Here is a 25876-nt window from a genome sequence, read left to right as displayed (position 1 = left end):
ATTCACCGCTCAACCCCTTTACGGGGCGGCCGAGTTCGGAGTCGTAGCCCTTTTGGGCAGCTGTTCGCCCGGCGAGCGCGCTTGTTATGGTGCCGGGCATGAAAACCTCCGAAACGCTGACACCGTTACTGCTCGATCATTTCGGCCAGAACCAGCACGAGGAGAACGTCGAGCTGCGCGCGCTCGGCCCGGTGGCGCTGGTGGAACTGCCCGGCGGGGTACCGGCCTGGGCCGTCACGCACCACGAGACGCTGCGGCAACTGCTGGTCGACCCGCGGGTGTCGAAGGACCCGCGGCAGTGGCCGCGCAACACCGAGGGGCGGCTGCCCGAGGACTGGCCGCTGCTGAACTTCGTCAGCCTCCCCGGGATACTCACGCGGGACGGCGCCGAGCACCGGCGGCTGCGCGCGCTCGCGGGTCAGGCGATGACGCCCCGCCGAACCGCCGCGCTGCGCCAGCGGATCGAGGAGCTGGCGCACCGCCTGTTGGACGAAGCGGCCGCGCGCGGCGACGAGTTCGACCTGCGCGAGGATTACGCGCTCCCGCTGCCGGTCAAGGTGATCGCCGAACTGCTGGGCCTGCCGCCGATGGACGGCGAGCGGCTGCGTACGCTCTCCGACGCCGTGCTCAGCAGCCACCCCGCGGCCAAGGGCAACCAGACGCAGGAGGCCCAGGACCAGCTCCTGGTCCTGCTCGCCGAGGCGGCACAGGCCAAGCGCGAGAGCCCCGGCGACGACCTGACCAGCGCGCTGATCGCCGCCAGCGAGGAAGGCGACCGGCTGAGCGAGGACGAGGTCGTGGTCATCATGCTCACCGTGCTGGTGGGCGGCCACGAGACCACCGTCAACCTGATCACCAACGCGGTCAGGGCGCTGCTCGCCAACCCGGGACAACTGGCACGGGCCCGGTCCGGCGAGGTCTCCTGGGGCTCCGTCATCGAGGAAGTCGTGCGTTACGACTGCCCGGTCGGCCACTTCCCGCTGCGCTACGCCCTCGAGGACATCCCGGTCGGAGACGTGGTGATCCGGCGCGGCGAGGCCATGCTCGCCTCCTACGCCGCGGCCGGCCGTGACGACCAGCAGTTCCCCGACGCCGACAGCTTCGACGTCGCGCGCCCCAATTCCCGCCAGCTCTCCTTCGGTAACGGCCAGCACTTCTGCATTGGCGCCGGACTGGCGCGGCTGGAGGGCGAGATCGCGTTGAGCGTCCTGTTCGAGCACTTCCCGAAACTGCGGTTGTCACGGCCGTCGGGGTGCCCGGTGCGGTCGTTCATCATCAACAGCGCCAGCGAACTGTGGGTTTCCGGTTCGGGCTCGGGTTCTTGACTCCGGTTCCAGCTCGGGTTCTTAACTTGTCGTTTATCCGTTTGTAGCGGTTCGTCGTGGCTTGGTGCCCTTCTTGTGATGGGCGGGCCGGGCGTACGCCTCGCCGGTGGCCAGGACTCTTCCCACCTCGTAGCGAGTGGCGGGCCGCTGATTCTTCGACCCGGGCGGCCGGCCCGGGCCGGGGCGGGTGGGTTTCGGTGCACGCGCTGGTGAGGGTGCCTTCGTGTGGAGGTTCCTGAACCCTCGGCGGACGCGGGCGGGGGTGAGTTTGTTCGGTTCCGCCGGCCGCTCCCAGGGCCGTCGAAGGTCGGCGACCAGCGGTCGGGCGAGGCGGAGCTGGGTGTGCACGGCGACGACGAGCCAGGTCCAACGATCAGCCGCCGTCGAGTCGCGGAGGCGGGGCCGGGTCCAGCCGAGAGTCTGCTTGAGCAGGCGGAACGTGTGCTCCAGGTCGAACCTGCGTAGGAACGACTGCCAGCAGAGGTCCACGTCGGCCGGGCTCGCACCGGTGCGCGACCACCACAGCCGGACTGGCCGGTTCACCCCACGGCTGGGCAGCTTCTCGACGGCCAGGCGGATCACCATGCCCTCGATGACTGGCAGCGGCCCGTCGTGCTCCAGCCGGGCCGCGCGGCGGGTCAGCCGGGGGTGGAGCCGGTCCCACGCCTGGGCGACGGCGGTGCCGTAGCGGCGGTTTCGGTGGTGGTGACCGCCTGCTCGTCGCCCCAGGTGGCGGGGTCGCCGAATACGAACTCCCCGCCGTGCTTGGGCGGGCGGCCCCCGGCCAGATCGGCGCCGGGCTCCAGTCGCACCGCGTCCAGGACGGCCGTCCACGAGGTGCGGCCGGTCTCCAGCGCGACGACGAACGAGTAGGGCCAGCCGGGGATCATCTGGTGCTTGGCGTCGCCGCGGCCGTAGGTGTGGCAGAACGACCGTCCGGGCAGGTGGCGGCGTCCGGCCGCAGCCACGGTGAGACGTCCACAGCGAGCACCAGGCGGCCGTCGGCGGCGCGCGGCAGCGGCAGGCCGGCCAGCGCGGTCCGCAGCCGGCCGACGTCCAGGCAGCCCCGGTTCAGCGCGCCGTACAGGGCGCCGTGTCCGCGCCGGTGCTCGGGCGCGAGCGCCAGGTCCACCAGCGTCCTCACCGGCCCGTAGGTGCACAGCACCGCGTCGGCGAGCTCGAACAGCGCGTCGCGCCGCCCGGTCAGGCAGTCGTAGAAGCCCCCCCGGAAGCGGGACAGCTCCGCGAACTGATCGCACCGCCCGCCCTCTTGCACCACACCCACCAGCACAGCCTTCGCGTCAAGTCCTCTTCCTCTTGGTCGAGTTCAGGATCACGTAGAGGCCGTATCGCCGTCCCCTGAGACACCCGGAGGAGTGATCATCTGGTCCGCCTGTCGAAGCCAACGCAGGCGGGGGTCTGCTTCCGGCGTCAGGATTGCGGGGCCCATGGGTCGTCGTGCTCCAGCTGATCAGGGTGTTCGGGGTGAAGCATCTCTCGGACGCAGCGCCGCAGTCCCGTCTCGTTCGATCCGCTGGCGGCAGCCATCCAAGGCAGGTCGTCCATGGCGCGGGCGCGCTCATTGGTGGCGAGTTGGTCGACGGCTGAGCGCAGGTCGTCGGGGGCGGGTTCGTCGGTGAGGCAGAGCCAGCCGATCGCGGCGGCCAGCCGGGCCTCGGACGCTTGCGTTCGGTCCCCCCAGCGCTCGCGCATCCACACGGTGGTCGGCGGATGGGGTTGGGTGCGGGTGGCTTCGGCTGTGGCGAAGACCAGGGCGGCGTGGACGATCGGGTCCTGCTCGGCGTCGAGCCGGTCGCGGAAGGCTGCACGGACCGCGTGATCCAGGTCGGTGGCGGCGGCCAGTGCGTAGGCGGCGCGGATCCGGATCGCAGGGTCGGGGTCGTGCAGAAGAGGCTTCAGGAGGGTGGCGTCGGCGGTGATCGCGGCCCGAGCGGCGGCAACCGACCAGCCCGCCGGGTAGCCGGTCACCTCGACGCCGTAGTCGTCGTAGAGGCGGTCGTTCTGGGGATCGGCGCGGTGGAGCAGCAGCTCGCCGCGGGTGGCGACGCCGAAGTAGCGGGCGCGAGCTGGAGAGGAGACTTCGGCGAGCGTGTCGGCACGGCAAGGGTGGTGGGTATCGGCAGCGATCCGGATCAGGAACGGCACGGCAAGCACGGCGGCCGCCCGCATGTCGTTGGCGCACATCCCACTCACAACACCCGTTCCGGCGCGAACGGGCGAGCCGCCGGTGTGGAGCAGCTGAATGGCCTCCCTGACGTGATCCCCCCGCGGAAAGTTCTCCCAGGGGACTTCGTCGAGCAAGAATCCGTCCTTGACCTCGGGCCGTACGGCGGCCACCACCGCACGTACATCGAACGGCCCGCCCACGAACGAGGACAGGTCTGCCCCGCCCGTCAAAGCCCGGCACATCGCGAACGTTGGATCGGTTCGCCACTCGCCCACGTCACATCACCCCACCCCTGAGTCCGATCGGAGTAGATCATGCCCGAGCGGACCGACATCGCTGTCGAGACACATCTCTCGCACGGCAGGGGTGAACGCGAGGCCGCGCGGACGCGTGATCGTCAGGCTCGTCTGTTCGAAGCTGGACGTTAAACGCCAAGCTTGACTCCGGTTCCAGCTCGGACTCCGACTCCGGCGAATGGGCCGTCATTCTCTCGGCTCCGCTGACGCCTTCGGTGGACACGAGGGTTCACCGCTGCTCGTAAACTGAAGGCGTGGCATTCATGAGCACCCCGCACCACTGCTTCCCGTGACCGGGAGCCTTCGAGGGCGATGCCGGACGGCGTCGCCCTCCTCGGCGTGCCCATAACGCCGCCTTCTGGCTCGTTCCGCCCGCGGAGCGGGAATCCGGGCGCGCGCGGGCGCGGTCCCTTCACTTCACCGTTGCCAGGAGTGCTCTCCATGCCCGTGCCGCTTCCGCCTGCCCTCGCACAGATCCTCGATGTCCTGCGCTGCCCGATCTGCCGCGGCCCCCTCCGGCCGGACCGGGGCGCGTTGCGCTGCCCCGCGGGCCACACCTTCGACCTCGCCCGCCACGGCTACGTCGGCCTGCTGACCGGCACCCGCGCCGTCAGCGCCGACGACGCCGCCATGGCACAGGCCCGCGCCCGCTTCCTGGCCACCGGCGCCTACCTCCCCATCCGGCACGCCGTGGCCCGGCTGGCCGCCGACGCCGGGCCGGGCACCGTCCTGGACGTCGGCTGCGGCACGGGCTACTACCTGGCCGGCGTGCTCGCCCGGCTCACCGACGCCCGCGGCCTGGGGCTCGACGCCTCGGTACGCGCCCTGCGCTCGGCCGCCCGCGCCCACGAACGAGCCGCCGCGGCGAGCTGGGACGCCTCCCGCCGCTTCCCGGTCGCCGACCGCGCGGCCGACCTCGTACTGAACGTCTTCGCGCCCCGCAACCCGGCCGAATTCCGCCGGGTCCTGCGCCCGACGGGCCGCCTGATCGTCGTCCGTCCGACCGACCGCCACCTGGCCGAACTGCGGCACCGCGTACGGGCCATGGTCACCGTCGACCCCGCCAAGGAACAGCGCCTGCACCACGCCCTCGACCCCCACTTCATGGCTGCCAGGACCGAGCGGGTCGACTACCTCGCCCCGCTCACCGGGTCCGACGCCCTGGACCTGGTGGGCATGTCACCGAGCGCCCGCCACGTGAGCCGCGCGGACGCCGGGAGCGGCCCGCTGCCAGGTCACGTGACCGTCTCCGTCCTGGCCACCGCCTACCGGCCGCGGTGACCGTCCGGCGGCGGAGTCGGCGCTGGCCTAGGACCTGTCCAGGGCCGACTCCGCCGCCGCCAGGATCTCGGTGACGCGCAGGCCGAAGCGGGCGTCGCAGGCGTGCGGAGTGCCGGAGGTGAGCGCGGTGATGGCGTGGGCCAGGGAAGCCGTCGCCTCACCCGCGACGCCGTCGGGGTAGGTCACGACGCCCTGGTCGCCGCGCAGTTCGATGACCACGCCCGCGGCGGCCGGCGGCGCGGTCAGCGTGAGGGTGGAGGTGCTGGAGGCACCGGATTCGTGACGGAGCGTCAAATGTACGGTGTCGCCGGGGCCGTTGGCCGCGGTGACGGCGGTGACGTCCCCGAGTACGGGCAGCAGGACGGACAGCGCGTGCGGGCCGACGTCCCACAGGCCGCCCTTCTCCCGCCGCCACGGCGAGTCCGCGAAGGGGTTCTCGTCTCCGGTGAAGACGGCGCTGTACCAGTCCGCGCGGCCGGTGTACCACTCGCCGCGCGCCGCCTGCTCCTCGATCCACCCGGCTGTCGCCGGGTCGAAGCGCAGGGTGAAGAAGACCACCGACCCGACTCCGGCCGCCGTGACGGCCTCGGCCACCGCCTTCGCGTCCTCCACGGTCGTCGCCACCGGCTTGTCCAGCAGCACGTGGCGGCCCGCGCGGGCCGCCGCCACCGCCAACGGCGCCTGCAAATGCGGCGGCAGCGCGACCGCCACCGCGTCCACATCCGCGATCAGCGCCTCCGCGTCCCCGTACGCCCGCGCACCGAACTGCGCCGCCACCTCAGCCGCCGCCTCCGGCCTCCGGCCCCAGACCCCGACGAATTCCACCTCCGGGTGGGCGGCGAGAGCGGGTCCATGGGCGAGCCGGGCCCAGGGGCCGGTGCCGAGAAGTCCGAAGCGCATGGTCATGACGCCGAGCCTACCGGCGTCCCGCCCGGTCACGGCTACCCGGCGGGGTCCGCCGCCAGGGTGCGGCTGCGCGAGGGGGGCTGGGCTCCTGGGGTGCGCTTGCGTGAGGTGGGTTCGCCCTTACGGCACCGCTGCGCGGTGGGGTTCGCCGCTGAGTGCGGCTGCGCGAGGGGGCTGGGCTCCTGGGATGCCCCTGCGCGGGGGCTGCGCCCCTCCGGTACCGCTGCGCGGTGGGGTTCGCCGCCAGGTCACCGCCACGCGCCGGGGTTCGCTGCACGGGTGACCCTGCGCGGGGGGCTGCGCCCCTCCGGTACCGCTGCGCAGGTGGGGTTCGCCGGTAGCCAGCGAGCCGAAGGCGGCGCCGGTGTTGAAAGGGAGAACGCGCACAGCGACCGAGGAACGAGCGAACGAGCACGATCGACCGTCGACACCGGATCTAAGCCGCCGGAGGCGAGAGGGCGGCAAAAAAAGGGGATCGCGGTGAGCTGACACAAGAGGGCTCGCACGCACGGTGAGGATGCGCGAGGCGGTTCCCCGCACGGTGGGCTCACGCAGGACGGCTCACACGCACGTGTTCGCCGTGGGTGGGTCCGTCTCGCGTGAGGTCGCCGTGGGGTGCCTGCCCCCCCGGGGTCAGTTGACCGTGGTGGGTGCCGACTCGTACCAGTTCACCGTCGTGCGAACCGCCTCGCGCAATCTCACCCTGCGGGGGAGCCGTCCTTTCTATGCGCACCCCGATCCCCTTTTTTTGCCGCCCTTCCGCCTCCGGGCGCTTAGACCCGGTGTCGACAGTCGATCGTGCTCGTTCCCTCGTTCCTCGGTCACTGTGCGCGTTCTCCTTTTCAACACCGGCGCGCCCTTCGGCTCCATGGCTACCGGCGAACCCACCTCGCGCAAACGTGGCCCAAGGGCTCAGCCCCACGCACAAACACACCCCAGCGGTGAACCCCACCTGCGCAGCGGGGCCGCAGGGGCGCAGCCCCTCGTGTAAACGCACCCCAGCGGCGAAGCCCACCGCGCAGCGGTGACAGGCGGGGCTCCTGGGGCGTTGCCGCTGGTCACGTAGGGGCGTTCACAGTGGGTTAACACGGGGGCAACAGTCGGGAAAAGGGATTTTGCGACGCTGCGGGTGGCTCGATCAGCGCAGCTCGGCCAGCACCCGCGAAGACTGTTCGTTAAGGATGGCGTCCCGTGACCTACAAGGCTGAGTACATCTGGATAGACGGCACCCTGCCGACCGCGAAGCTGCGTTCCAAGACGCGCATCCTGGCCGACGGCGCCGAGCTCCCGATCTGGGGCTTCGACGGTTCCAGCACCAACCAGGCGGAGGGCCACGCGTCCGACCGCGTACTCAAGCCGGTCTCCTCGTTCCCCGACCCGATCCGCGGCGGGGACGACGTCCTGGTGATGTGCGAGGTCTTCAACATCGACGGGACGCCACACGAGTCCAACACGCGGGCCGCGCTGCGCGAGGTGGCGGAGAAGTTCGCGGCGCAGGAGTCGCTGTTCGGCATCGAGCAGGAGTACACGTTCTTCCAGGGCTCGCGTCCGCTCGGGTTCCCCGAGGGCGGGTACCCGGCGCCGCAGGGCGGTTACTACTGCGGGGTCGGCGCGGACGAGATCTTCGGCCGTCCGGTGGTCGAGAAGCACCTGGAGAACTGCCTGGCCGCGGGCCTGGGCATCTCGGGGATCAACGCCGAGGTCATGCCGGGGCAGTGGGAGTTCCAGGTCGGGCCGCTGAGCCCGCTGGAGGTCTCCGACCACCTGTGGGTGGCGCGCTGGCTGCTGTACCGCACGGCGGAGGACTTCGGCGTCTCGGCGACGCTGGACCCGAAGCCCGCCAAGGGCGACTGGAACGGCGCGGGCGCGCACACGAACTTCTCCACCAAGGCGATGCGCGAGGGCTACGAGGCGATCATCGAGGCCGCCGAGTCGCTGGGCCGCGACGACAAGCCGCTGGAGCACATCAAGAACTACGGCGTCGGCGTCGAGGCGCGGCTGACCGGCGCGCACGAGACCGCTCCGTGGAACGAGTACAGCTACGGCGTCTCCAACCGCGGCGCGTCGGTGCGTATCCCGTGGCAGGTCGAGGTGGACCAGAAGGGCTACATCGAGGACCGCCGCCCGAACGCGAACATGGACCCGTACGTGGTGACCCGGCTCATGGTGGACACGTGCGGTACGGCGCTGGAGAAGGCCGGACTGGTCTGACCTGCGTCAACTCCGTTGTACAGGGCGCCCGTCACGGTCAGGTGACGGGCGCCCCGGCGCGTCGGGACCGCCGCGCGCGAGCGGTATCTCGTGACCATCGGATGATCCACTCGTTTGACGGGGCGTGAACACGCGCTCAGCAGAAAGCGATTCCGCCGATGACGAGCCCGGCCCGGTCGCTGTGGAAGAGGCGGAGGCGGCGCTCGTCGAGCACTACCCGCGCCTGGTACGGCTGGCGTATCTGGCGCTGCCCACCGCGCTCGGCACGCATCGCAGAGTGCTGACCGCGCACCGCCTGGTGCAGCGGTCGCTGCCGCGCGACCGGCGGTATCCGCCGGGGACGGCGGGTGCGACGGACGGGCCGCGCGGTGAGGCGTACGCGCTGCTGCGGCACGAGGTGTTGCGCGAGGCGCTGGCCTACGGGCGGCACGGCGGCGGCCGTTGGGGCTGGCGGGAGCGTGTGCGTACGGCCGCCGCCGGTGGTACGGCGCTGCCGCAGGTCGTCGGCTTGCGGCTGCATCCGCGGGCGGGCGGCAGCGAGGAGTTGGCGCTGGACCGGGCGCTGGCGGAGTTGGCGCCCGAGGCACGGGCGGCGTTCGCGCTGCGCGGGGTCGAGGAGTTGGCCGACGCCGAGGTGCTAGCAGTGCTGAGGGCCGCGGGCGCGGCCGATCCGCGCGGCGCGATGCGGGCTGCGGCGGCCGTCAAGGGCGGCCAACACCTGCTGACGGCCGGTGAGTTCGATCCCTGCACGCTCCAGGTGGGGCCGACCGACCTGCTGCGGCGCAGGCAGCGCAGGCGCGCGGGGCTGGTGACCGGGGCGGCCGTCGCGTTGGCCGCCGTGCTGGTCTCCGGCTGGGCGGTGTGGGGCAGCGGCGGCGACGGCGGTACGGCGTCGTACGCGGCGCCGGGCTCTCCCGCGTCCGGTGCGGGGGACGCGGCCCGCGCGCTCGATCCGGCCGCTCTCGTACGGCCGGACGCGGCGCTGTGGGCGTCGACCGCGCGGATGGACTTCACGGCGTGGCCCGCGCGCGGCGGCCGGGCCGACGACAAGGCGCTGCTCGGCCGGGCGCTCGCGGTGTGGGCGCGCCCCGGCGCGGACGTGGACGTCTCCTCGACGCCCGGCACTCCGCGCAACGCCCCCGCCCAGCCGCCGCAGTTGCTCTTCGCGGGGAATGTCGACGCGGCGGCGGTGGTGATCTTCTACGACGGTCTGCGGATCGTCCGTTACGCGCAGCCGCGCAGCGGTTCGGGGCGCGCCGCGCTGGACTTCGCGCAGGTGCAGGACGCCGATGTGACGACGGCGGCGGCCGTCGTGGTCGACCGGGTGGACGGCAACACCCGTTTCCTGACCGCCCCGTGGATCGCGGACGCGCAGACCCGCGATCTGATGCGGCCCAACGTCCTCGGCGCGCCGCTGCACCGCGACGCGGACGGGGTGACCGATCCGGTACGGATGCCGGGCGCGGGGGCCGCCGCGGGTGCGTGCGGCAGTGCCTGGCCGGTGGTGCAGCTCAAGTCGTCCTCGAGGATCGTGGAGAGCCACACCTTCCTGCTGACCGACCTCGGCGACCTGTCGCCGGTCCACCTCACGTACACCCCGCCTCCGGGCGGCGGTGTCCCGGCGCGGCAGCCGCGTGAGGCCACCGGGGCTCAGGCACTGGTCAGTTGGGCGCACAACGCCTGCTATCTGGGCGAGTTGCGCGGGCAGGGCGTGAAGGCCGTCAACAACTGGGAGTTCGCCCGTACCCCGCTGCCCGAGGGCGGCGGCGAGGCGTCCTGGACCTGCGCCCGCGCCGACACCTGGCGCGGGCCGGGGCAGGCCACCGTGACCTTCGTCCCGCCGTCCTCCCCCGCCGCCGCGCCCGGCACCGTCGCCGGCCGGCAGACCGACGGCAACGCGTGCAGCCGCTTCGGCCAGCACGTCATGGCGGGCGTCATGTGGCAGTCCCCCCGCTCCCACTGGTACCTCGTCGCCGCGGGCAGCCGCGACGTCACCCGGATCACCGCCACCGCGGGCGTCCACGCCTCCGCCGACGGCCCCTACCTCTCCACCCGCGCCCCCCGCGGCACTCGCGCCACCCTCACCGCCCACCTCACCACCGGCGCCACCCTGACCCCACTCCCCGCCTCGTAACGCCCGGGGCCGCCGGAACTATTCGTGGGCCGGTTGGGGGGTGGGGGCCGGGGTGGGGACGGTGAGGCGCATGCGGACGTGGTCGCCAGTGCGGCCGTCTTCCTGCCAGCCCTGGTGGGTGTAGAAGGCGCGGGCGCGGGCGTTGGGGGCGAAGACCTCCAGGCGGGCGGTGGTGAGGCCCGCGGCCTGCCAGACGGCGACGCAGGCGCGGTGCAGGGCGGTGCCGGTGCCGGTGCGCCAGACGGAGGGGTCGATGTGGAAGTGGAAGAGGGTGTCCTCGTCGTGCCGGGCGGCGAGCACGGCGAAGCCGACCACCCGGTCGTCCCTGACCGCGCACAGCACGGTCCGGTCGTCCGAGGAGATGGCCCTGGCCGTCCCCACGCGCTGTCGTTCCAGCTCCGCGGGGCCGCTGTACTCCTCGGCCGGGAGGTGGCCCGCGTAGTAGCTGGCGCGGGCGCGGGCGTGGATGTCCGATATCGCGCTCAGGTCTTCGGGCGTGGCAGGGCGGACCCTGATGTGCGGGGAGCTCATATGGGCGTGGACGCATCCAGGGCAACATTGGTTCCCTCCGGCGTACGACCCGGCCGTAAAACTTGACGCGCCAAGGGGAGCCCGCGGTTCCCGCCGTCCGCGATTCAGTGCGGAAACGGCCGGATCGCGGGCTCCCCTCACAGGCGCCCGACGGTCCTCAGCGACCGGTCCTGAACACCGCCACCGTCCGCCCCGGCACGGTGAAGGTCCCGGTCCCCGCCGCGTACGTCGAGGTCCTGACGACCGGGTCGGTCCCGGCCGCCTGCACCGGGTGCAGGGCGTACGAGGTTCCGCGCGCCGCCTCCACCCGCTGCTTCTGCGTCGTCGGCGTCGCGTTGAAGACGATCACCAGGTCGCCGGCCTTCATGGTGATGACGCCGGGCGTCTCGTCGGGGCCCGACAGCGGGAAGGAGACCTGCTGTTGGACCTGGGCCGCGGTGCCGAGCCGGAAGGCGGGCTCGGCGGTGCGGATCCGCAGCAGATCCTGGTACGCGGCGGAGGCCGCGGTGATCTGCGCGCAGCCGGGGCTGAGCTGGGGCTGCGTCAACAGCGGCTTGGCGTAAGGCCACTTGGCCTGGTTGTCGGCCGCGGGCGGAAGTCCCCGGCCGAAGCCGGTGCCGTCGGCGCACTGCCAGTGGATCGCGTTGAACCAGTCCCCGGAGTCGAAGGAGTTGCGGTCGAGGGACTTGGAGCGCAGCAGGTCCGAGCCCGCCTGGTAGAGCGCGGGCCCCTGGGAGAGCGCGGCGGTGGCCTCGGCGACGACCTGCATACGGGCGCGGTCGGCGGCCGAGGTGCCGACGGGGAGCTTGAAGGCGAGGGCGTCGTAGAGGGATTCGTTGTCGTGGGCGTCGACATAGGCGAGGGCGTCGCCCGGCGCGTCGGCGTATCCGGCGGGTGCGCCGTTGTAGTCGATCTCGGCTCCGGTGACCCGCCTGCCCGCCGAGTCGGTGAAGCCGAACTCCTTGAGGTTGCCGGTGAGTCCGACCTTGATGAGGTCCTGGTAGTGCAGCAGCCGGGCCTTCTGCTCGGCTGGCGTGCCGTTGTTCACCGAGGAGTTGGGGTCGGTGTAGAGGCCGGAGGCGAAGCCCTGCACGCCGGGGTCCTCGTCGAACGGACTGCCGCCGCGTACGGCGTCGCGCGCCCGGTCGGAGAAGGTCGCGATGCCGGTGCCCGCCATGTTGGCCTGGGTGGCCTGGACGAAGCGGGCGTCGTCGGCGACCTCGCCGAAGTTCCAGCCCTCCCCGTAGAGGATGATCTTCTTCCCGTCCACGCCGTCGTGACCGGGCGTCAGCGCGTCCAGCGCCTTGCGGACGGCGAGGATGTTCGCCTTGGGGTGGTGGCCCATCAGGTCGAAGCGGAAGCCGTCGACCTTGTACTCCTTGGCCCACGTGACGATCGAGTCCACGACGAGCTTGCCCATCATGGTGTTCTCGGGCGCGGTGTTGGCGCAGCAGGTGGAGGTGGCGACCGAGCCGTCCGGCATCAGCCGCTGGTAGTAGCCGGGCACGATCTTGTCGAGGACGGAGGTGTCGGCCTGGCCCGCCGCCGAGGTGTGGTTGTAGACGACGTCCATGACCACGCGCAGGCCCGCGTTGTTGAGGCCCTGCACCATCTGCCGGAATTCCGTGGTGCGCTGCGGCCCGTCGGGGTTCTTGGCGTAGGAGCCCTCGGGCACGGTGAAGTGGTACGGGTCGTAACCCCAGTTGTAGGCGTCCTTCGCCGCCGCCGCGGTCACGCACGCCTGCTGCCGCTCGCTGTCGGGCGCGTACGAGGCCAGGTCGCAGGCGGGCTTCGCCTGGTCCCGCTCGCGTTCGGGCACCGTCGAGAAGTCGAAGGCGGGCAGCAGGTGGACGTAGTTGACGCCTGCCGCGGCGAGCGCCTTGAGGTGGGTCATGCCCGCGGACGAGGTGTCGGTGAAGGCGGCGTATTTCCCGCGGTCGGCGGCCGGGACGGTGCTGTCGGCCACCGAGAAGTCGCGGATGTGCAGCTCCTGGATCTGCGCCCGGCCGATCGGCGCCGCGGCCGGTTTGGCCTGCCGCTCCCAGCCCTTGGGGGCGAGCTTCGGGTCGTCCAGGTCGACCAGCAGGCTGCGCTTGGAGTCGGTGGTCAGCGCGACCGAGTAGGGGTCGGTGACCTTGTTGACCACGAGCTTTTGGACGCTGGGGGCCCAGACGGTGACGTCGTAGAGATACGTCTTCCCGGTCCACGACCGGCTGCCGGTCACCGACCAGACGCCGCTGGCCTTGTCCCGCCGCATCGGTACGGTCCTGCCGTCGATCTCCACGCTCACCCGGTGCGCGGTCGGCGCCCACAGCGACAGCCGCGGGGTGCCGTGCGTGAAGACCGGGCCGAGGGTGTCCTTCGCGGCGGCGGCGCCGTAGACGGCGTCGAGCACGCCCTGGGTCTGGACACCCGTCGCGGCCAACAGGGCTCCGTTGGCGGCGCGTTGGGTGGCGATGATCTGGCCGCTGAGCGCGTCGGTGGCGCGGGCCCGGTCGCGCGGGTCGATCGTGAAGGCCGAATACCCCTTGAGCTGCGGGTACTTGGCGAGCTGGGCGGCGGTGAGACCGGTCGCGGTCTTCGTCAGCCGCAGCCACTTGCCCTCGCTCGACAGCGCACCGTCCTTGACGGTGATGCCGCCGTCGGGCGCGTAGACGAGCTGCTGGGACGCCGCCGCGGCGGAGGTCTGCCAGGCGACGGTGTCACGGTCGATCCACTGGGCCTGCGACTTGGTGAGGTCCAAGTCAGCTCCTGATCCCTGGGGTTGCGGCAGGAGATACTTTTCCGTGCCGCCGAGCAGCCACACCTCGTGGCCGGTCCCGGTCAGGTCGAGCGACTGGTCGCTGGGCAGGTCCTTCGCGTCGCCGTTGTGCAGGATGTAGCTGAGCGAGGTGGCGCCCGCGGCGAGCGGGACCTCGTACACCGCGCCGTAGGAGTCGATCCGGGCCGGCCTGACGGGCGAGGACCAGTCGGTGGGGGTGGCCGCGCCGGTCCAGACGTGCAGGCCCCAGCCGGTGTAGTCGCCGTCCGCACGGTGGTAGTGCAGGACGGCCTTGCCGGTGTCCTGCGGCGGGTAGGCGCCGTCCGGCGCGGTCGTGGCCACGTCCGGGCTGCCCTGCTTGATCCACACCTCGCCGGTCGCGGTGAGGTCGATCGCGCGGTCGCCGTCGGTGTCCTTGACGCCGTCCTTGTTCACGACGATGAAGCCGACATCGGACGCGCCGGGCTTGAGCTTCACATAGGCGAAGGCGCCGTACGCGTCACGGCCGGTGAAGGCGTGGCCCGCCGGGTACGTGGTGGCCTCGCCGTCGGCGATGTCGCCCCAGGTGTACAGGCCCCAGTCCGCGTAGTCGCCGTCGGTCCGCTGGTAGTGGACCACCGCGTAGTCGTGGCTGATCGCGGTGGGCGGCGGGGTGACCGGGGTCGTACCGGTGCTGGTCGCGGCGGTGGCCGCGGCCGTACGTCCGGCGGCGTCCACCACAACGGCCTTGTAGCGTACGGGCGTTCCGGCCGCCGTCTTCGGGTCGATCGTCTGCGTCACCTTGTACGGGGCGTGGTCGGCAGAACCGAGCACCTGCCACGTGGCGTTGCCGGTCTGGGCGGCGAAGACGACCCGGTTGAGGCCGCCGCCGCTGACGTCGGCCGTCAGCTCGACGGTGCCGGTGGCGCCCGCCTCGGGTGCGGTCAGCGTGATCGTCGGCTTCGCGGTGGGCGCGGGCAGCGCCTTGGCGGCCTGGTAGACCACCGAACTCAGCGCGGGCACCGTCACCTCGAGCGAACCGTCCGCGCCCGTGGTGAGCGTCCCCGTCGTCCCGTACAGCGCCCGGTACGCGGCCTTCGCCGCGCCCGCAGCCGGGATGGTGACCGTCTTCGCGGCCGTCGCGTTGTTGACCGCCACCAGGTAGTCGTCACGCGTCTTCGCGTCCGTGCGGGAGTACGCGTAGACACCGGCCGCCGTGCCGGGCTCCGCGTACCGCTCGGTCTGGACCCCGTCGCGCAGCGCCGGGTGGTCCTTGGTGAGCTTCGACAGCGCGGCGATGGCGCGGTAGAGCGGGTGCGTCGGGTCGTACGCGTCGTCGGCGTGCGTGCGCGCCGTACCGATCTCGTCGTCGTCGAGGTAGTCGGCGACCTGGGAGGCGAACATCGTCTGCCGGGCGTCCTTGTCGCCGCCCGCGCCCGTGAAGCCCTGCTCGTCGCCGTAGTAGACGACGGGGTTGCCGCGGCCGAGGAACATCACCTCATTGGCCAGCCGGTCCCGTCGCACCAGCTCGGCGTCGTCCGCCGCCGGGTTGTCCTGCTTCAGGAAGGAGCCGATCCGGCCCATGTCGTGGTTGCCGAGGAAGGTGACCTGCTCGTACGCGTTGGCCTTGTCCGTCGTGTAGCGGTAGTCCTGGCCGTAGACCCCGGCGAGCTTCGCGGGCGCCGCGCCCTGCGAGGCGTAGGCGCGGGCCGCGTCCTGGAAGGGGAAGTCGAGCGTCGCGTCGAGGCGGCCTTGCGTGACGTACGGCGAGGTGATCGCCGGGTCGGCGGAGTACGTCTCGCCGAACATGAAGAAGTTCGGCCGGCCGTGCCTGGCCGCGTAGTCGTCCAGCGCGGTCGCCCACTGCGTCCAGAACGGCAGGTCGACGTTCTTGACCGTGTCGATCCGGAAGCCGTCGATCGCGAAGTCCTTGACCCACTTCTCGTAGATCCGCTCCATGCCGCTGACGACCTCGGGCCGCTCGGTCCACAGGTCGTCCAGGCCGCTGAAGTCGCCCTGGTCCGCGCTCTCGCCCGCGAAGGTCGAGTCGCCGCGGTTGTGGTACATCGTCGGGTCGTTGAGCCAGGCCGGCACCTTCGCGTTCCTCTGGTCCGCGGGCACGATGGGCGTGCGCGGGAACGACGCGGTCGTGACCTTCGGGAACGTCGCCTTCCCGGCGCCGTTCCCGCCGTCGGCGTAGGTGCTGTCGTCGAAGGGGGTGCCGTCCGCGGCGAGGTACGGGAACGCGCCCTTGGACAGGTAGGTGTACGTGTTCTCCGCGTTGCCGATGACGTCGGCCGTGTGGTTGGTGATCACGTCGAAGAAGATCTTCATGCCCTTGGCGTGCGCCGCGGTGATCAGCCTGCGCAGGTCGTCGTTGGTACCGAAGTGCGGGTCCACCTGGGTGAAGTCCGTGATCCAGTAGCCGTGGTACCCGGCGCTGGCGTCCGTGCCCGTGCCCTGCACCGGCCGGTTCTTGAAGATCGGGGCCATCCAGATCGCGGTGGTGCCCAGGCCCTTGATGTAATCCAGCTTCTGCGTCAGGCCCTTGAGGTCACCGCCCTGGTAGAACCCCTTGTCCGTGGGGTCGTACCCGGTGGTCAGCCTGCCGCCGGTCAGACCGCCCTTGTCGTTGGCCTTGTCCCCGTTGGCGAAGCGGTCCGGCATCACGAAGTAGAACTGCTCCCGCGTGGCGTCGTGCCGCGCGGCCTGCCCGGCGAGCGTCTTGTCCGACGGCGGTGGCGGCGGGGCGGGCACGCCGTGTGCGGACGCGGCCGGTACGGCCAGCGCCACGAGCGCGGCGAGCGCCGTGGCGACGGCGGTGCTTCTGATACGTCTACCGGTCCGCGACCGGTACGCGGGCAGCCTGAACGGCAGGGCCACGGGCGGTTCTCCTTGCGACTACTCCGCCTGACGGCGGAAAGGGGACAGCCTCGCGCCGGGGCCCCACGCGCATGAAAACCCGGTGCAGCTCCGGCATCGGCGCCGGAACGAACTTGACCGGGACCGTATCCCCGCGGGGAGGCTTACAGCAAGACCTTGTAAGGGATTCCAGCATGCGATACGCCGGGTAACGCTCCTCAACTCCCCTTCCGTACAGGTCTTCCCGCCGTCCGGCACCCCCCGGCCGTCCGCGGTCCGCACCGCGTTCCGCCTCCCCGAGCGGGTGTCGCACGGTGGTAACGCGTTCGTCACATCGGAAGGGTTCTTGCAGAAAGTTGCTTGCAAGGACTTTCGCAAGGGATTGCATCGCTGTTACGTTCCTGCCCAGCCCGAGCAGTGGAGCCAGTCGGATCTGGGCGAACGGGCACTTCCCTCTTCAAGGAGTCAGGTATGCGACGCGGCATATCCGCCGTGGCGATGGCCGCGGCCATCGTTCTCGGGGTGACCGCCTGTGGCGGTAGCAGTGACAGCAAGGATGACAAGGCGTCGGCGGCGAAGGACCCGGCGGCGGTGACCGGGTCGATCACGTACTGGGACACCTCGGACGCGAAGAACGAGGCTCCGACGTACAAGGCGCTGATCGCGGACTTCGAGGCGAAGTACCCGAAGATCAAGGTGAACTACCAGAACGTGGACTTCACCACGGTGGAGCAGAAGTTCAAGGCGGCGGCGCAGAGCGGCAAGGGCGCGCCGGACGTGATCAGGGCGGACGTCGGCCTGATCCCGGAGTACGCGTCGCTGCACTACATCGCGCCGCTGGACGGCACGGCCGCGCTGACGGACGCCGACGACTTCCTGGCGGGGCCGCTGAACACGACGAAGTACGACGGGAAGACCTACGGGGTGCCGTCGGTGACGGACACGCTGGGGCTGCTCTACAACAAGGACATCTTCGCGAAGGCGGGGATCGCGGCGCCGCCGAAGACGTGGGACGAGCTGATCGCGGACTCCAAGACGATCAAGGAGAAGGTGCCGGGGGTCGCGGGCACGTACGTGAACCCGGACTCGTACTTCCTGTTCCCGCTGCTGTTCGGCGAGGGCGCCGACCTGGCGGACCCGGCGGGCAAGAAAATCACGATCAACTCGCCCGAGGCGGTCAAGGCGGTGACCAAGGCCAAGGAGGTCTACGACACCTCCTCGCTGAAGGTCGACTTCGCGAGCGCGTACGACAACATGCAGACGTCCTTCAAGACCGGCAAGGTCGCGATGCTGATCCAGGGCCCCTGGTCGGTCAGCGACGACCTGGCGGGCAGCGCCTTCCAGGGCAAGGAGAGCAACCTGGGGTACGCGCCGGTCCCGGCCGGTTCGACCGGCAAGGCGCTGGCGCCGACCGGCGGTCACGACCTGGCGGTCTACCAGGGCTCGAAGAACCTGGACGCGTCGTACCTGTTCACGCAGTTCATGACCTCCTCCAGCAGCCAGCAGCAGATCGCGCTGAAGAACGGCACGCTGCCGACGCGCACGTCCGCGTACACCGCCGAGGTCACCAAGAACCCGCAGATCGCCGGGTTCAAGCCGATCATGGACACCGCCCGGCCGCGGGTGGCGCTGCCCCAGGTCGGCAGCCTGTTCACGCCGCTCCAGCAGCAGTACATCAAGATCCTTCAGGGTGAGACCTCCGTGAAGGACGGGCTCGACACGGCGGCGAAGGAGTTCGGCAAGCTGCTGCCCGGATTCACCGTCCAGTAGCCCCCTTTTCTCCGGGCCGGCCGGCCGGGGCCCCGCCACCTGAACAGGCGGGGCCCACGCGCCCGGCCGGCCGGTCCGGTCCACTCCTGAACAGCCACAAGACCCGACAGAGCCGAGGAGCGATGACCACCGCCACCATGGACACCCCCGCCCGGGGCAAGGCCCCCCGGCCGGGCCTCAGGACGTCGCTGCGGCGGTCCTGGGACAAGTACTGGTACGCCTGGGTGATGGTCGCCCCGGTGCTCATCGTCATCGGCGTGCTCGTCCTCTACCCGCTGGTGTACGGCATCTACCTGTCGCTCACCAACGCGACCGAGATGAACGTCGCCAAGGACATCGGCCCGGTCCACATCGGCGCCACGTACGACTTCGTGGGCCTGCACAACTACTGGCAGATCATCTCCGGCAAGGACGGCGACTTCTACCCGCGGCTCCAGTGGACGGTCATCTGGACCGTGTCCTGCGTCGCGATCACGTACGCCATCGGCCTCGGCATGGCGATGCTGCTCAACCGCCCGGTGCGCTTCCGCCTCTTCTACCGGCTCGCGCTGATCCTGCCGTGGGCGGTCCCCGCCTTCATCGGCGTCTTCGCCTGGCGGCTGATGTTCAACTCGCAGTACGGCGTCTTCAACGACATCATCACGCACATGGGAATGCCCGCCCAGGACTGGCTGGGCACCCCCTTCGCGCAGAAGATCGCGGTCATCATCGTCAACGTCTGGTGCGGCGTGCCGTTCATGATGGTGGCGACCCTGGGCGGCCTCCAGTCCATACCCAGCGAGCTGTACGAGGCGGCCGAGATGGACGGCGCGACGCCGTTGCAGCGGTTCCTCAACGTGACGCTGCCGGGCCTGCGGCCGGTCACCAGCACGGTGATCCTGCTGAGCACCGTGTGGACGTTCAACATGTTCCCGATCATCTTCCTGCTGCTCGGCAACAACACCACAGGGGACACCGACATCCTGGTGACGTACGCCTACGAGAAGGCGTTCACCGGAGTGTCCGACTATTCGGGCGCCGCGGCCTACGGCATCGTCATCCTCCTCATCCTTGTGGCCTTCTCCACCTTCTACCGCCGCCAGTTGAAGTCCGAGCAGGCATAGGAGCCGGATCACCATGAGTGCCACCACCCACAGCGGCCCGGCCGCCACCGCCCCCGCCGCCCGTACCGGCGCGGCCCCCGGGTCCGCCGCGCGCCGCAAGTACCGCCCGCGCGGCACCCGCAGCCGCGGCGCCTCGCTCGCGCTGCACGCCACCTTGCTGGTGGCGAGCGCCGTCGCGGTCTTCCCCGTGCTGTGGATCGTCTTCATCTCGCTGGGCCCCAGCACCTCGTGGCAGCAGCCCGGCGAGGTCATGCGCCATCTGAGCCTGGGCAACTACCGGTTCGTGCTCTTCCACACCAACTTCCCCAAGTGGTTCCTCAACTCGGTGATCGTGGCCGCGGCCACCACGGTGCTCGGCGTGCTGATCGCCTCCAGCGCCGGATACGCGATCTCCCGGATGAAGTTCCCCGGGCACAAGTCGCTGATGTGGACCTTCCTGATCACGCAGATGTTCCCGGTGGCCGTGCTGATCGTGCCGCTGTACAACCTGATGGCGCAGCTCGACCTCATCGACACCTACCTCGGCCTGGTGCTGGTCTACTGCACGATCTCGGTGCCCTTCTGCGCCTGGATGCTCAAGGGGTACTTCGACACGATCCCGCGCGACATCGACGAGGCGGGCCGGGTGGACGGCCTGACCCCGTTCGGCACCTTCTGGCGGCTGATCGTGCCGCTGGCCCGGCCGGGCCTCGCGGTCACCGCCTTCTACAGCTTCCTCACCGCGTGGGGCGAAGTCGCCTACTCCAGCCAGTTCATGAGCAACAAGCACTCCACGCTGGCGGCGGGCATCCGCACCTTCGCCTCCGACCAGCGCGCCGACTGGGGCAGCATGACCGCCGCCTCGGTCGTGATCGCGATCCCCGCGGGCATCGTCTTCCTGCTCGTCCAGCGCCACCTGGTGGCCGGCCTCACCGCCGGAGGCACCAAGGGCTGAGGCCCGCGAAGGCCCCGCGAGGGCCCGACCGTCCGCACCGCACCACGTACGTAAGCCAGTTGTCGTTCCCCCGCCGCCGAAGGCCCGGAACAATGAAGGAAGCCATGAGCCAGCACCTCACCCACGCGCCCAGCTCCGCCACTGCCGACGCCGCTGGCGACGCCGGGGCGGAGCGCAGAGACTGGTGGCGCGACGCGGTCATCTACCAGGTCTATCCGCGCAGCTTCGCCGACGGCAACGGCGACGGCATGGGCGACCTGCCCGGGATCACCGCCCGGCTGCCGTACCTGCGCGAACTGGGTGTGGACGCGGTGTGGCTGTCGCCGTTCTACGCCTCCCCGCAGGCCGACGCGGGGTACGACGTGGCCGACTACCGGGCCGTCGACCCGATGTTCGGCAGCCTCACCGACGCCGACGACCTGATCAGGGCCGCGCACGCGCTGGGCCTGAAGGTCATCGTGGACCTGGTGCCCAACCACTGCTCGGACCAGCACGAGTGGTTCAAGCGGGCGCTGCACGAGGGACCGGGCTCGCCGCTGCGGGACCGCTTCCACTTCCTGCCCGGCAAGGGCGCGGACGGCGAACTGCCGCCCAACGACTGGGAGTCCATCTTCGGCGGCCCGGCCTGGACCCGTACGCTCAACCCGGACGGCACGCCCGGCGAGTGGTACCTGCACCTGTTCGCGCCCGAGCAGCCCGACTTCAACTGGAACCACCCGGCGGTGCACGACGAGTTCCGCTCCGTGCTGCGCTTCTGGCTGGACCTGGGCACCGACGGCTTCCGGATCGACGTCGCGCACGGCCTGGTGAAGGCCGATGGCCTGCCGGACATCGGGCACGCGGAGCAGCTCACGCTGCTGGGCACGGCGGCGATGCCGTACTTCGACCAGGACGGTGTGCACGAGATCTACCGCGGCTGGCGCCGCATCCTGGACGAGTACGCGGGAGACCGGATCGCGGTCGCCGAGGCGTGGACGCCGACGATCGAGCGGGCCGCGCTCTACCTGCGCCCCGACGAGCTGCACCAGGCGTTCAACTTCGAGTATCTGAGCACCCCTTGGGACGCGCCGGAGCTGCGCAAGGTCATCGACAAGTCGCTGACCGCGATGAGCGCGGTGGGCGCGCCCGCCACGTGGGTGCTGTCCAACCACGACGTGACCCGGCACGCGACGCGCTTCGGCAACCCGCCGGAGCTGGGGACGCAGCAACGTGAGCCGGGCGACCGGGAGTTGGGGCTGCGCAGGGCGCGGGCCGCGGTCGTGCTGATGCTGGCGCTGCCTGGTTCGGCGTATCTCTACCAGGGCGAGGAGCTGGGCCTGCCGGACGTGACGGACCTGCCGGACGAGGTACGGCAGGACCCGTCGTTCTTCCGCGCGGCCGGGCAGGACGGCTTCCGCGACGGCTGCCGGGTGCCGATCCCGTGGTCGGGCGACGAGGCGCCGTACGGCTTCGGTCCGGCGGGCGGGCCGAGCTGGCTGCCGCAGCCGAAGAGCTGGGCGGGCCTGAGCGTCGAGGCGCAGACGGGCGACCCGGCGTCGACCCTTGAGCTGTACCGGGCGGCCCTGGCGGTGCGCCGGGAGCACCCGGCGCTGGGCGCGGGCGCCGCGGTGACGTGGCTGGACGCGCCCGAGGGCGTACTGGCCTTCCGCAGGGGCGGCGGGGACGAGCCCGGCGCCGGGAGCTTCGTCTGCGCGGTCAACCTGACCCGCGAGCCGGTGACGGTGACGCTTCCCGGCCCCGGGCGGATGCTGCTGTCCAGCGACAGCGGCCTGCACGCGGGCGCGGGCCCTGGCTCCGGCTCCGGCTCCGGCTCCGGCTCCAGCAGCGGCGGCGGTAACGTCAGCGGTGACAGCGATGTCAGCGGCGGCTCGACGGCGGGCGTCCCGAACACGGAGAATGGCAGCATTGAGCTGACTATCTCCGCAGACACGGCAATTTGGTGGGCGATCTGACGTGGTGGCGTTCCGTCCCCTAGCATCCGGTGCTGTGACCGCGCGGCTCGCTGACATCGCAGCCCAGGCGGGGGTCAGTGAAGCGACGGTCAGCCGGGTACTCAACGGCAAACCCGGTGTCTCCACGGCCACCCGTGAATCCGTACTGGCCGCGCTCGACCTCCTGGGGTACGAGCGGCCGGTCCGGCTGCGCCAGCGCAGCGCCGGACTGGTCGGGCTGATCACCCCCGAGCTGCTGAATCCGATCTTCCCCGCGTTCGCGCAGATCATCGGACAGGCGCTGACCCGCCAGGGGTACACCCCGGTGCTGGCCACCCAGACGCCCGGCGGGTCCACCGAGGACGAACTGGTGGAGATGCTGGTCGAGCGGGGGGTCGCCGGGATCATCTTCGTCTCCGGTCTGCACGCCGACTCGGCCGCCGACATGGAGCGCTACGCCAGGCTCCAGGGCCAGGGCGTGCCGTTCGTGCTGATCAACGGCTTCTCGGAGAAGGTCGACGCGCCGTTCGTGTCGCCGGACGACCGGGACGCGGTCCGGCTGGCCGTCACCCATCTCGCGGCGCTCGGCCACCGCAGGATCGGCCTGGCCGTCGGGCAGAAACGGTACGTCCCCGTACAGCGCAAGATCGAGGGCTTCACGGCGTCCATGGCGGACGTGCTGGGCATGGCGGAGGACGAGGCGCAGACACTGGTCCAGCACTCGCTGTACACGCTGGAGGGCGGTCAGGCGGCGGCCACGGCGCTGATCGCCTCGGGCTGCACCGCGATCGTCTGCGCGTCGGACATGATGGCGCTCGGCGCGATCCGGGCGGCCAGGCAGCAGGGCCTGTCGGTGCCGGAGGACGTCTCGGTGGTCGGATACGACGACTCGCCGCTGATCGCCTTCACCGATCCGCCGCTGACCACCATCAGGCAACCGGTCGCGGCGATGAGCCAGGCCGCGGTGAACGCGCTGCTGGAGGAGATCGGCGGCACACCGGCGCCGCACAGCGAATTCGTCTTCCTGCCCGAGCTGGTCGTTCGAGGTTCAACAGCCGCCGCGCCGACCGCGCGGAACACGCCCGTGCCCGCACAGAAACCCTCCTCAAGGGGGACGGGCGGCACGCAGGATCCGACCGAAGGCTGACCTGCGATACGGGGCGAATCTGGCAGACTGGTGTCCCATGGGGGAACCGACTGCGAAGACTATGGGCGGCCGTACGACCGCCTCGCCGCGCTCCACCGGTTCCACTCCCCCGGATGGAGCGACCGGCGTGGCCCGCACGGAGCCGCGCCACACCCTCATCAGGCGCATCCGCACACCCCGCAGACCCCGGCTCTGGTTCGAGATCCTGCTGATCGGCGTCAGTTACTGGGTGTACTCGCTGATCAGGAACGCGGTTCCGGAGCAGAAGACCGTCGCCCTGCGACACGCCGCGTCGGTGTGGTCCTTCGAGAACCACCTCGGTCTGGCGATCGAACGGTCCGTCAACCACGCCGTGAATTCGGCGACCTGGCTGATCGTCATCATGAACTACTACTACGCCACGCTGCACTTCATCATCACCATCGGTGTGCTGGTGTGGCTCTACCGCCGCCATCCGGGGCGGTACGGCCCGGCCCGTCTGGTGCTCTTCGTGACCACCGCCATGGCCCTGGTCGGCTTCTACTTCTACCCGCTGGCGCCGCCCCGGCTGATGACGGGCGGCGGCTTCATCGACACCGTCGAGGTGCACCACACCTGGGGCTCGCTGTCCTCGGGCAATCTGGCGCATGTGTCGAACCAGTACGCGGCCATGCCGTCGATGCACATCGGCTGGTCCCTGTGGTGCGGGATCACCATCGCGATACTGGCCAAGCACACCTGGGCGAAGGCGCTGGGCGCGCTGTACCCGGTGTTCACCCTCACGGTCATCATCTCCACCGGCAACCACTTCTGGCTGGACGCGGTCGGCGGTGTGGTGTGCCTGGCGGTCGGTTACGGGATCTCGTACCTGGTCTACGGGCGCTGGCTGTACCGGATGCCGCGCCAGCCGGTGGACGCGGTGTCGGCCCGGGCGTCGGACCCTCAGACGGCGTGATGCGGCGCCACGTACAGCGTCTGGAGCGCGAAGCCGTGGTAACCGGCGGTGTCGGCGAGGCGGGTGCTGGTCGTACCCCCGCCCGCCCCGTCCAGGGCTGACACGGCGTCCAGTGCCACCCAGGGGCCGACCGGCGGGCGCAGGAAGCTCAGCACGAGGTCGAGGTTGCTGAACAGGTGGGTGCGGAAGTCCAGCGCGGCGCTGAAGCCGCTGGCGCCGTCCGAGACGAGGACGGCCCGCTGGGTGCCGGAGGTCGTCTCGCCCGCGACGAGCGGGAACTTCGGGCGCACCCACACCGTGGCCGGTCCCGGCGTCGTGACGAATCCGGCGAGGTAGCGGTAGTCCATGGACGCGATCCAGCCATGGTCCAAGTGGCCGGGGAGCGGGTCGGCCGGGACGACGTCGTCGGGGTCCGGCAGCGGCGCGGCCTGGACGGGGACGTCCGGTATGAGACCGGGTGAGCGGCGGCGCCACCAGGCGCGGGCCGACAGGACGACCCGGCCGTCGACGCTCAGCTCGCCCGCGAGGAGCTGGGCGCGCCTGCCGGGCTTGAGGACGGAGGCGCGGACGCGGACCGGGCCGACGGGGACGGGGCCGTGGAAGTCCATGGCGATTTTCGCGAGGTGGCCGTCGGGGTGGCCCTCGGAGTCGATGTCGGGGTCGCCGTCGGAGTCGCCGTCCCGTGCCGTCGCCGCGACCAGGGCCTCGAACTCGCGGACCAGCAGCGCGCTGGGCGGGCCGCCGTGCTGGAGGTCGGGCGACCAGGGGCCCTGGGTGGCGTCCGTCGCCACGAAGGACCCGTCCGGGTCGGGCTCGTAGAAAGCGGTCGGTTCGCCCATCCCTGCTCCTCCGGCTCGTGTACGTTTCGCATTCCGTAACGCCTGGCACCACCGTATGATTTCGGAATCAGAAGCGTCAAGGAGGGTCGGATGGAGGGTGGCACCGGTGGCCCCCGGCCGGGCGGCGAGGTCCGTGGCTCGCGCACCGGGCGGCCCCTGATGGCCGCGCTCGATCTGCTGGGGCGGCGCTGGGCGCTGCGCATTCTCTGGGAGCTGCGGGACGGGCCGGTCGGCGCTCGTGACCTGCGTGAACGGTGCGACGCGATGTCGCCCAGCGTTCTTTATCAGCGGTTGCGGGAGTTGGCCGCGGCCGGGCTGCTCGCGCAGGGGGATCAGGGGCGTTACGGGCTCACGCCTCTCGGGGCGGGGCTGGCCGAGGCCATCGCGCCGTTGGATCACTGGTCTCGTACGTGGGCGGAGACGCTTTCCGACTAAGGGGGGGTGTTCTTGCCCGCCCGCCCACCCGTGCGGGTGTTTTGTCGTCTGCGGGTGCCGCTTGTGCCTGGTCGGTGCCGGTCCGGGGTACCTCCTCGAAATGCGGCTACCTGGCCCCGCGTATCCGGTGCCCTTCTTGTCACCGCATTTCTGCGGGGGCACCCCGGCCCGTCCCCTCCGGGTACGTCGGCGTCCGACGGGCCGGTGGGGGTGGCCGGGGTGGGTGGCAAGGACCGTGAGGGCGCCCCGAGCGTCCTCCTCCCGGGGCTGGGAGGGTGGCACCCTCACACGGTCCGCGGGTGGACGGGT

General features: G+C 71.1%; 16 protein-coding genes and 1 pseudogene. 11 read left to right on the top strand and 6 right to left on the bottom strand.

The window, feature by feature from the left end:
* The first annotated feature begins 98 nt into the window (after window positions 1-98).
* The gene (locus ACFZAM_RS07650) at window positions 99-1325 is read left to right on the top strand and encodes a cytochrome P450 (RefSeq protein ID WP_391043798.1); all 1227 of its coding nucleotides are present in this window, start codon (window positions 99-101) and stop codon (window positions 1323-1325) included.
* Window positions 1326-1358: 33 nt separating this feature from the next.
* Here ACFZAM_RS07650 and ACFZAM_RS07645 read toward each other — a convergent pair.
* Together ACFZAM_RS07645 and ACFZAM_RS07640 are read right to left on the bottom strand one after the other, a co-directional pair.
* A pseudogene (locus ACFZAM_RS07645) lies at window positions 1359-2604 on the bottom strand (transposase).
* A gap of 152 nt (window positions 2605-2756) precedes the next feature.
* Window positions 2757-3788: a hypothetical protein gene (locus ACFZAM_RS07640; RefSeq protein WP_391043797.1), complete on the bottom strand. Its 1032-nt coding sequence runs from the start codon at window positions 3786-3788 to the stop codon at window positions 2757-2759.
* Window positions 3789-4250: 462 nt separating this feature from the next.
* Between ACFZAM_RS07640 and ACFZAM_RS07635 the strand changes: the two genes are divergently transcribed.
* A complete protein-coding gene (locus tag ACFZAM_RS07635) occupies window positions 4251-5090 on the top strand; it encodes a putative RNA methyltransferase (protein ID WP_391043794.1) in 840 nt (279 codons plus the stop codon).
* Window positions 5091-5117: 27 nt separating this feature from the next.
* Here the strand turns inward: ACFZAM_RS07635 and ACFZAM_RS07630 are convergent, their stop codons facing one another.
* Entirely contained in the window at window positions 5118-5990 is an 873-nt protein-coding gene (locus ACFZAM_RS07630) for a Gfo/Idh/MocA family oxidoreductase (RefSeq protein ID WP_391044260.1), read from the bottom strand.
* 1197 nt (window positions 5991-7187) lie between these two features.
* Here ACFZAM_RS07630 and glnII point away from each other — a divergent pair.
* Together glnII and ACFZAM_RS07620 are read left to right on the top strand one after the other, a co-directional pair.
* Window positions 7188-8207 (top strand): glutamine synthetase, encoded by a 1020-nt coding sequence (gene glnII, locus ACFZAM_RS07625; protein ID WP_355334395.1) that lies wholly within the window; start codon window positions 7188-7190, stop codon window positions 8205-8207.
* 124 nt (window positions 8208-8331) lie between these two features.
* Window positions 8332-10341 (top strand): hypothetical protein, encoded by a 2010-nt coding sequence (locus tag ACFZAM_RS07620; protein WP_391043792.1) that lies wholly within the window; start codon window positions 8332-8334, stop codon window positions 10339-10341.
* Between the two features lie 18 nt (window positions 10342-10359).
* On the opposite strand, the gene ACFZAM_RS07615 is transcribed toward ACFZAM_RS07620, so the two are convergent.
* Together ACFZAM_RS07615 and pulA are read right to left on the bottom strand one after the other, a co-directional pair.
* A complete protein-coding gene (locus ACFZAM_RS07615; RefSeq protein ID WP_391043789.1) occupies window positions 10360-10872 on the bottom strand; it encodes a GNAT family N-acetyltransferase in 513 nt (170 codons plus the stop codon).
* 157 nt (window positions 10873-11029) lie between these two features.
* On the bottom strand, window positions 11030-16495 hold the full coding sequence (pulA, locus tag ACFZAM_RS07610) for a pullulanase-type alpha-1,6-glucosidase (protein ID WP_391043786.1): 5466 nt from the start codon (window positions 16493-16495) through the stop codon (window positions 11030-11032).
* Between the two features lie 450 nt (window positions 16496-16945).
* Between pulA and ACFZAM_RS07605 the strand changes: the two genes are divergently transcribed.
* From ACFZAM_RS07605 to ACFZAM_RS07580, 6 genes are all read left to right on the top strand, one after another.
* Window positions 16946-18244, top strand: a complete 1299-nt coding sequence (locus tag ACFZAM_RS07605; RefSeq protein ID WP_355334402.1) for an extracellular solute-binding protein — start codon at window positions 16946-16948, stop codon at window positions 18242-18244.
* Between the two features lie 122 nt (window positions 18245-18366).
* A complete protein-coding gene (locus tag ACFZAM_RS07600; RefSeq protein ID WP_188283291.1) occupies window positions 18367-19347 on the top strand; it encodes a carbohydrate ABC transporter permease in 981 nt (326 codons plus the stop codon).
* 13 nt (window positions 19348-19360) lie between these two features.
* Window positions 19361-20281 (top strand): carbohydrate ABC transporter permease, encoded by a 921-nt coding sequence (locus ACFZAM_RS07595; RefSeq protein ID WP_355334406.1) that lies wholly within the window; start codon window positions 19361-19363, stop codon window positions 20279-20281.
* Between the two features lie 104 nt (window positions 20282-20385).
* The gene (locus ACFZAM_RS07590) at window positions 20386-22233 is read left to right on the top strand and encodes an alpha-amylase family glycosyl hydrolase (RefSeq protein ID WP_391043781.1); all 1848 of its coding nucleotides are present in this window, start codon (window positions 20386-20388) and stop codon (window positions 22231-22233) included.
* A gap of 34 nt (window positions 22234-22267) precedes the next feature.
* Complete coding sequence (locus ACFZAM_RS07585) at window positions 22268-23359, top strand: substrate-binding domain-containing protein (RefSeq protein WP_391043780.1); 1092 nt, start codon at window positions 22268-22270, stop codon at window positions 23357-23359.
* Between the two features lie 37 nt (window positions 23360-23396).
* Window positions 23397-24293, top strand: a complete 897-nt coding sequence (locus ACFZAM_RS07580) for a phosphatase PAP2 family protein (protein ID WP_391043776.1) — start codon at window positions 23397-23399, stop codon at window positions 24291-24293.
* On the opposite strand, the gene ACFZAM_RS07575 is transcribed toward ACFZAM_RS07580, so the two are convergent.
* Window positions 24281-25132, bottom strand: coding sequence for an acyl-CoA thioesterase domain-containing protein (locus tag ACFZAM_RS07575; RefSeq protein ID WP_391043774.1), 852 nt, complete (start codon window positions 25130-25132; stop codon window positions 24281-24283). The genes ACFZAM_RS07580 and ACFZAM_RS07575 overlap by 13 nt on opposite strands.
* Before the next feature lie 159 nt (window positions 25133-25291).
* Between ACFZAM_RS07575 and ACFZAM_RS07570 the strand changes: the two genes are divergently transcribed.
* Window positions 25292-25567, top strand: a complete 276-nt coding sequence (locus tag ACFZAM_RS07570; RefSeq protein WP_391044258.1) for a winged helix-turn-helix transcriptional regulator — start codon at window positions 25292-25294, stop codon at window positions 25565-25567.
* The last annotated feature ends 309 nt before the right edge of the window (window positions 25568-25876 follow it).

The organism is Streptomyces sp. NPDC008079 (genome assembly GCF_042957385.1).
Lineage (GTDB): Bacteria > Actinomycetota > Actinomycetes > Streptomycetales > Streptomycetaceae > Actinacidiphila.
This window is presented reverse-complemented; position numbering and strand designations above follow the sequence as displayed.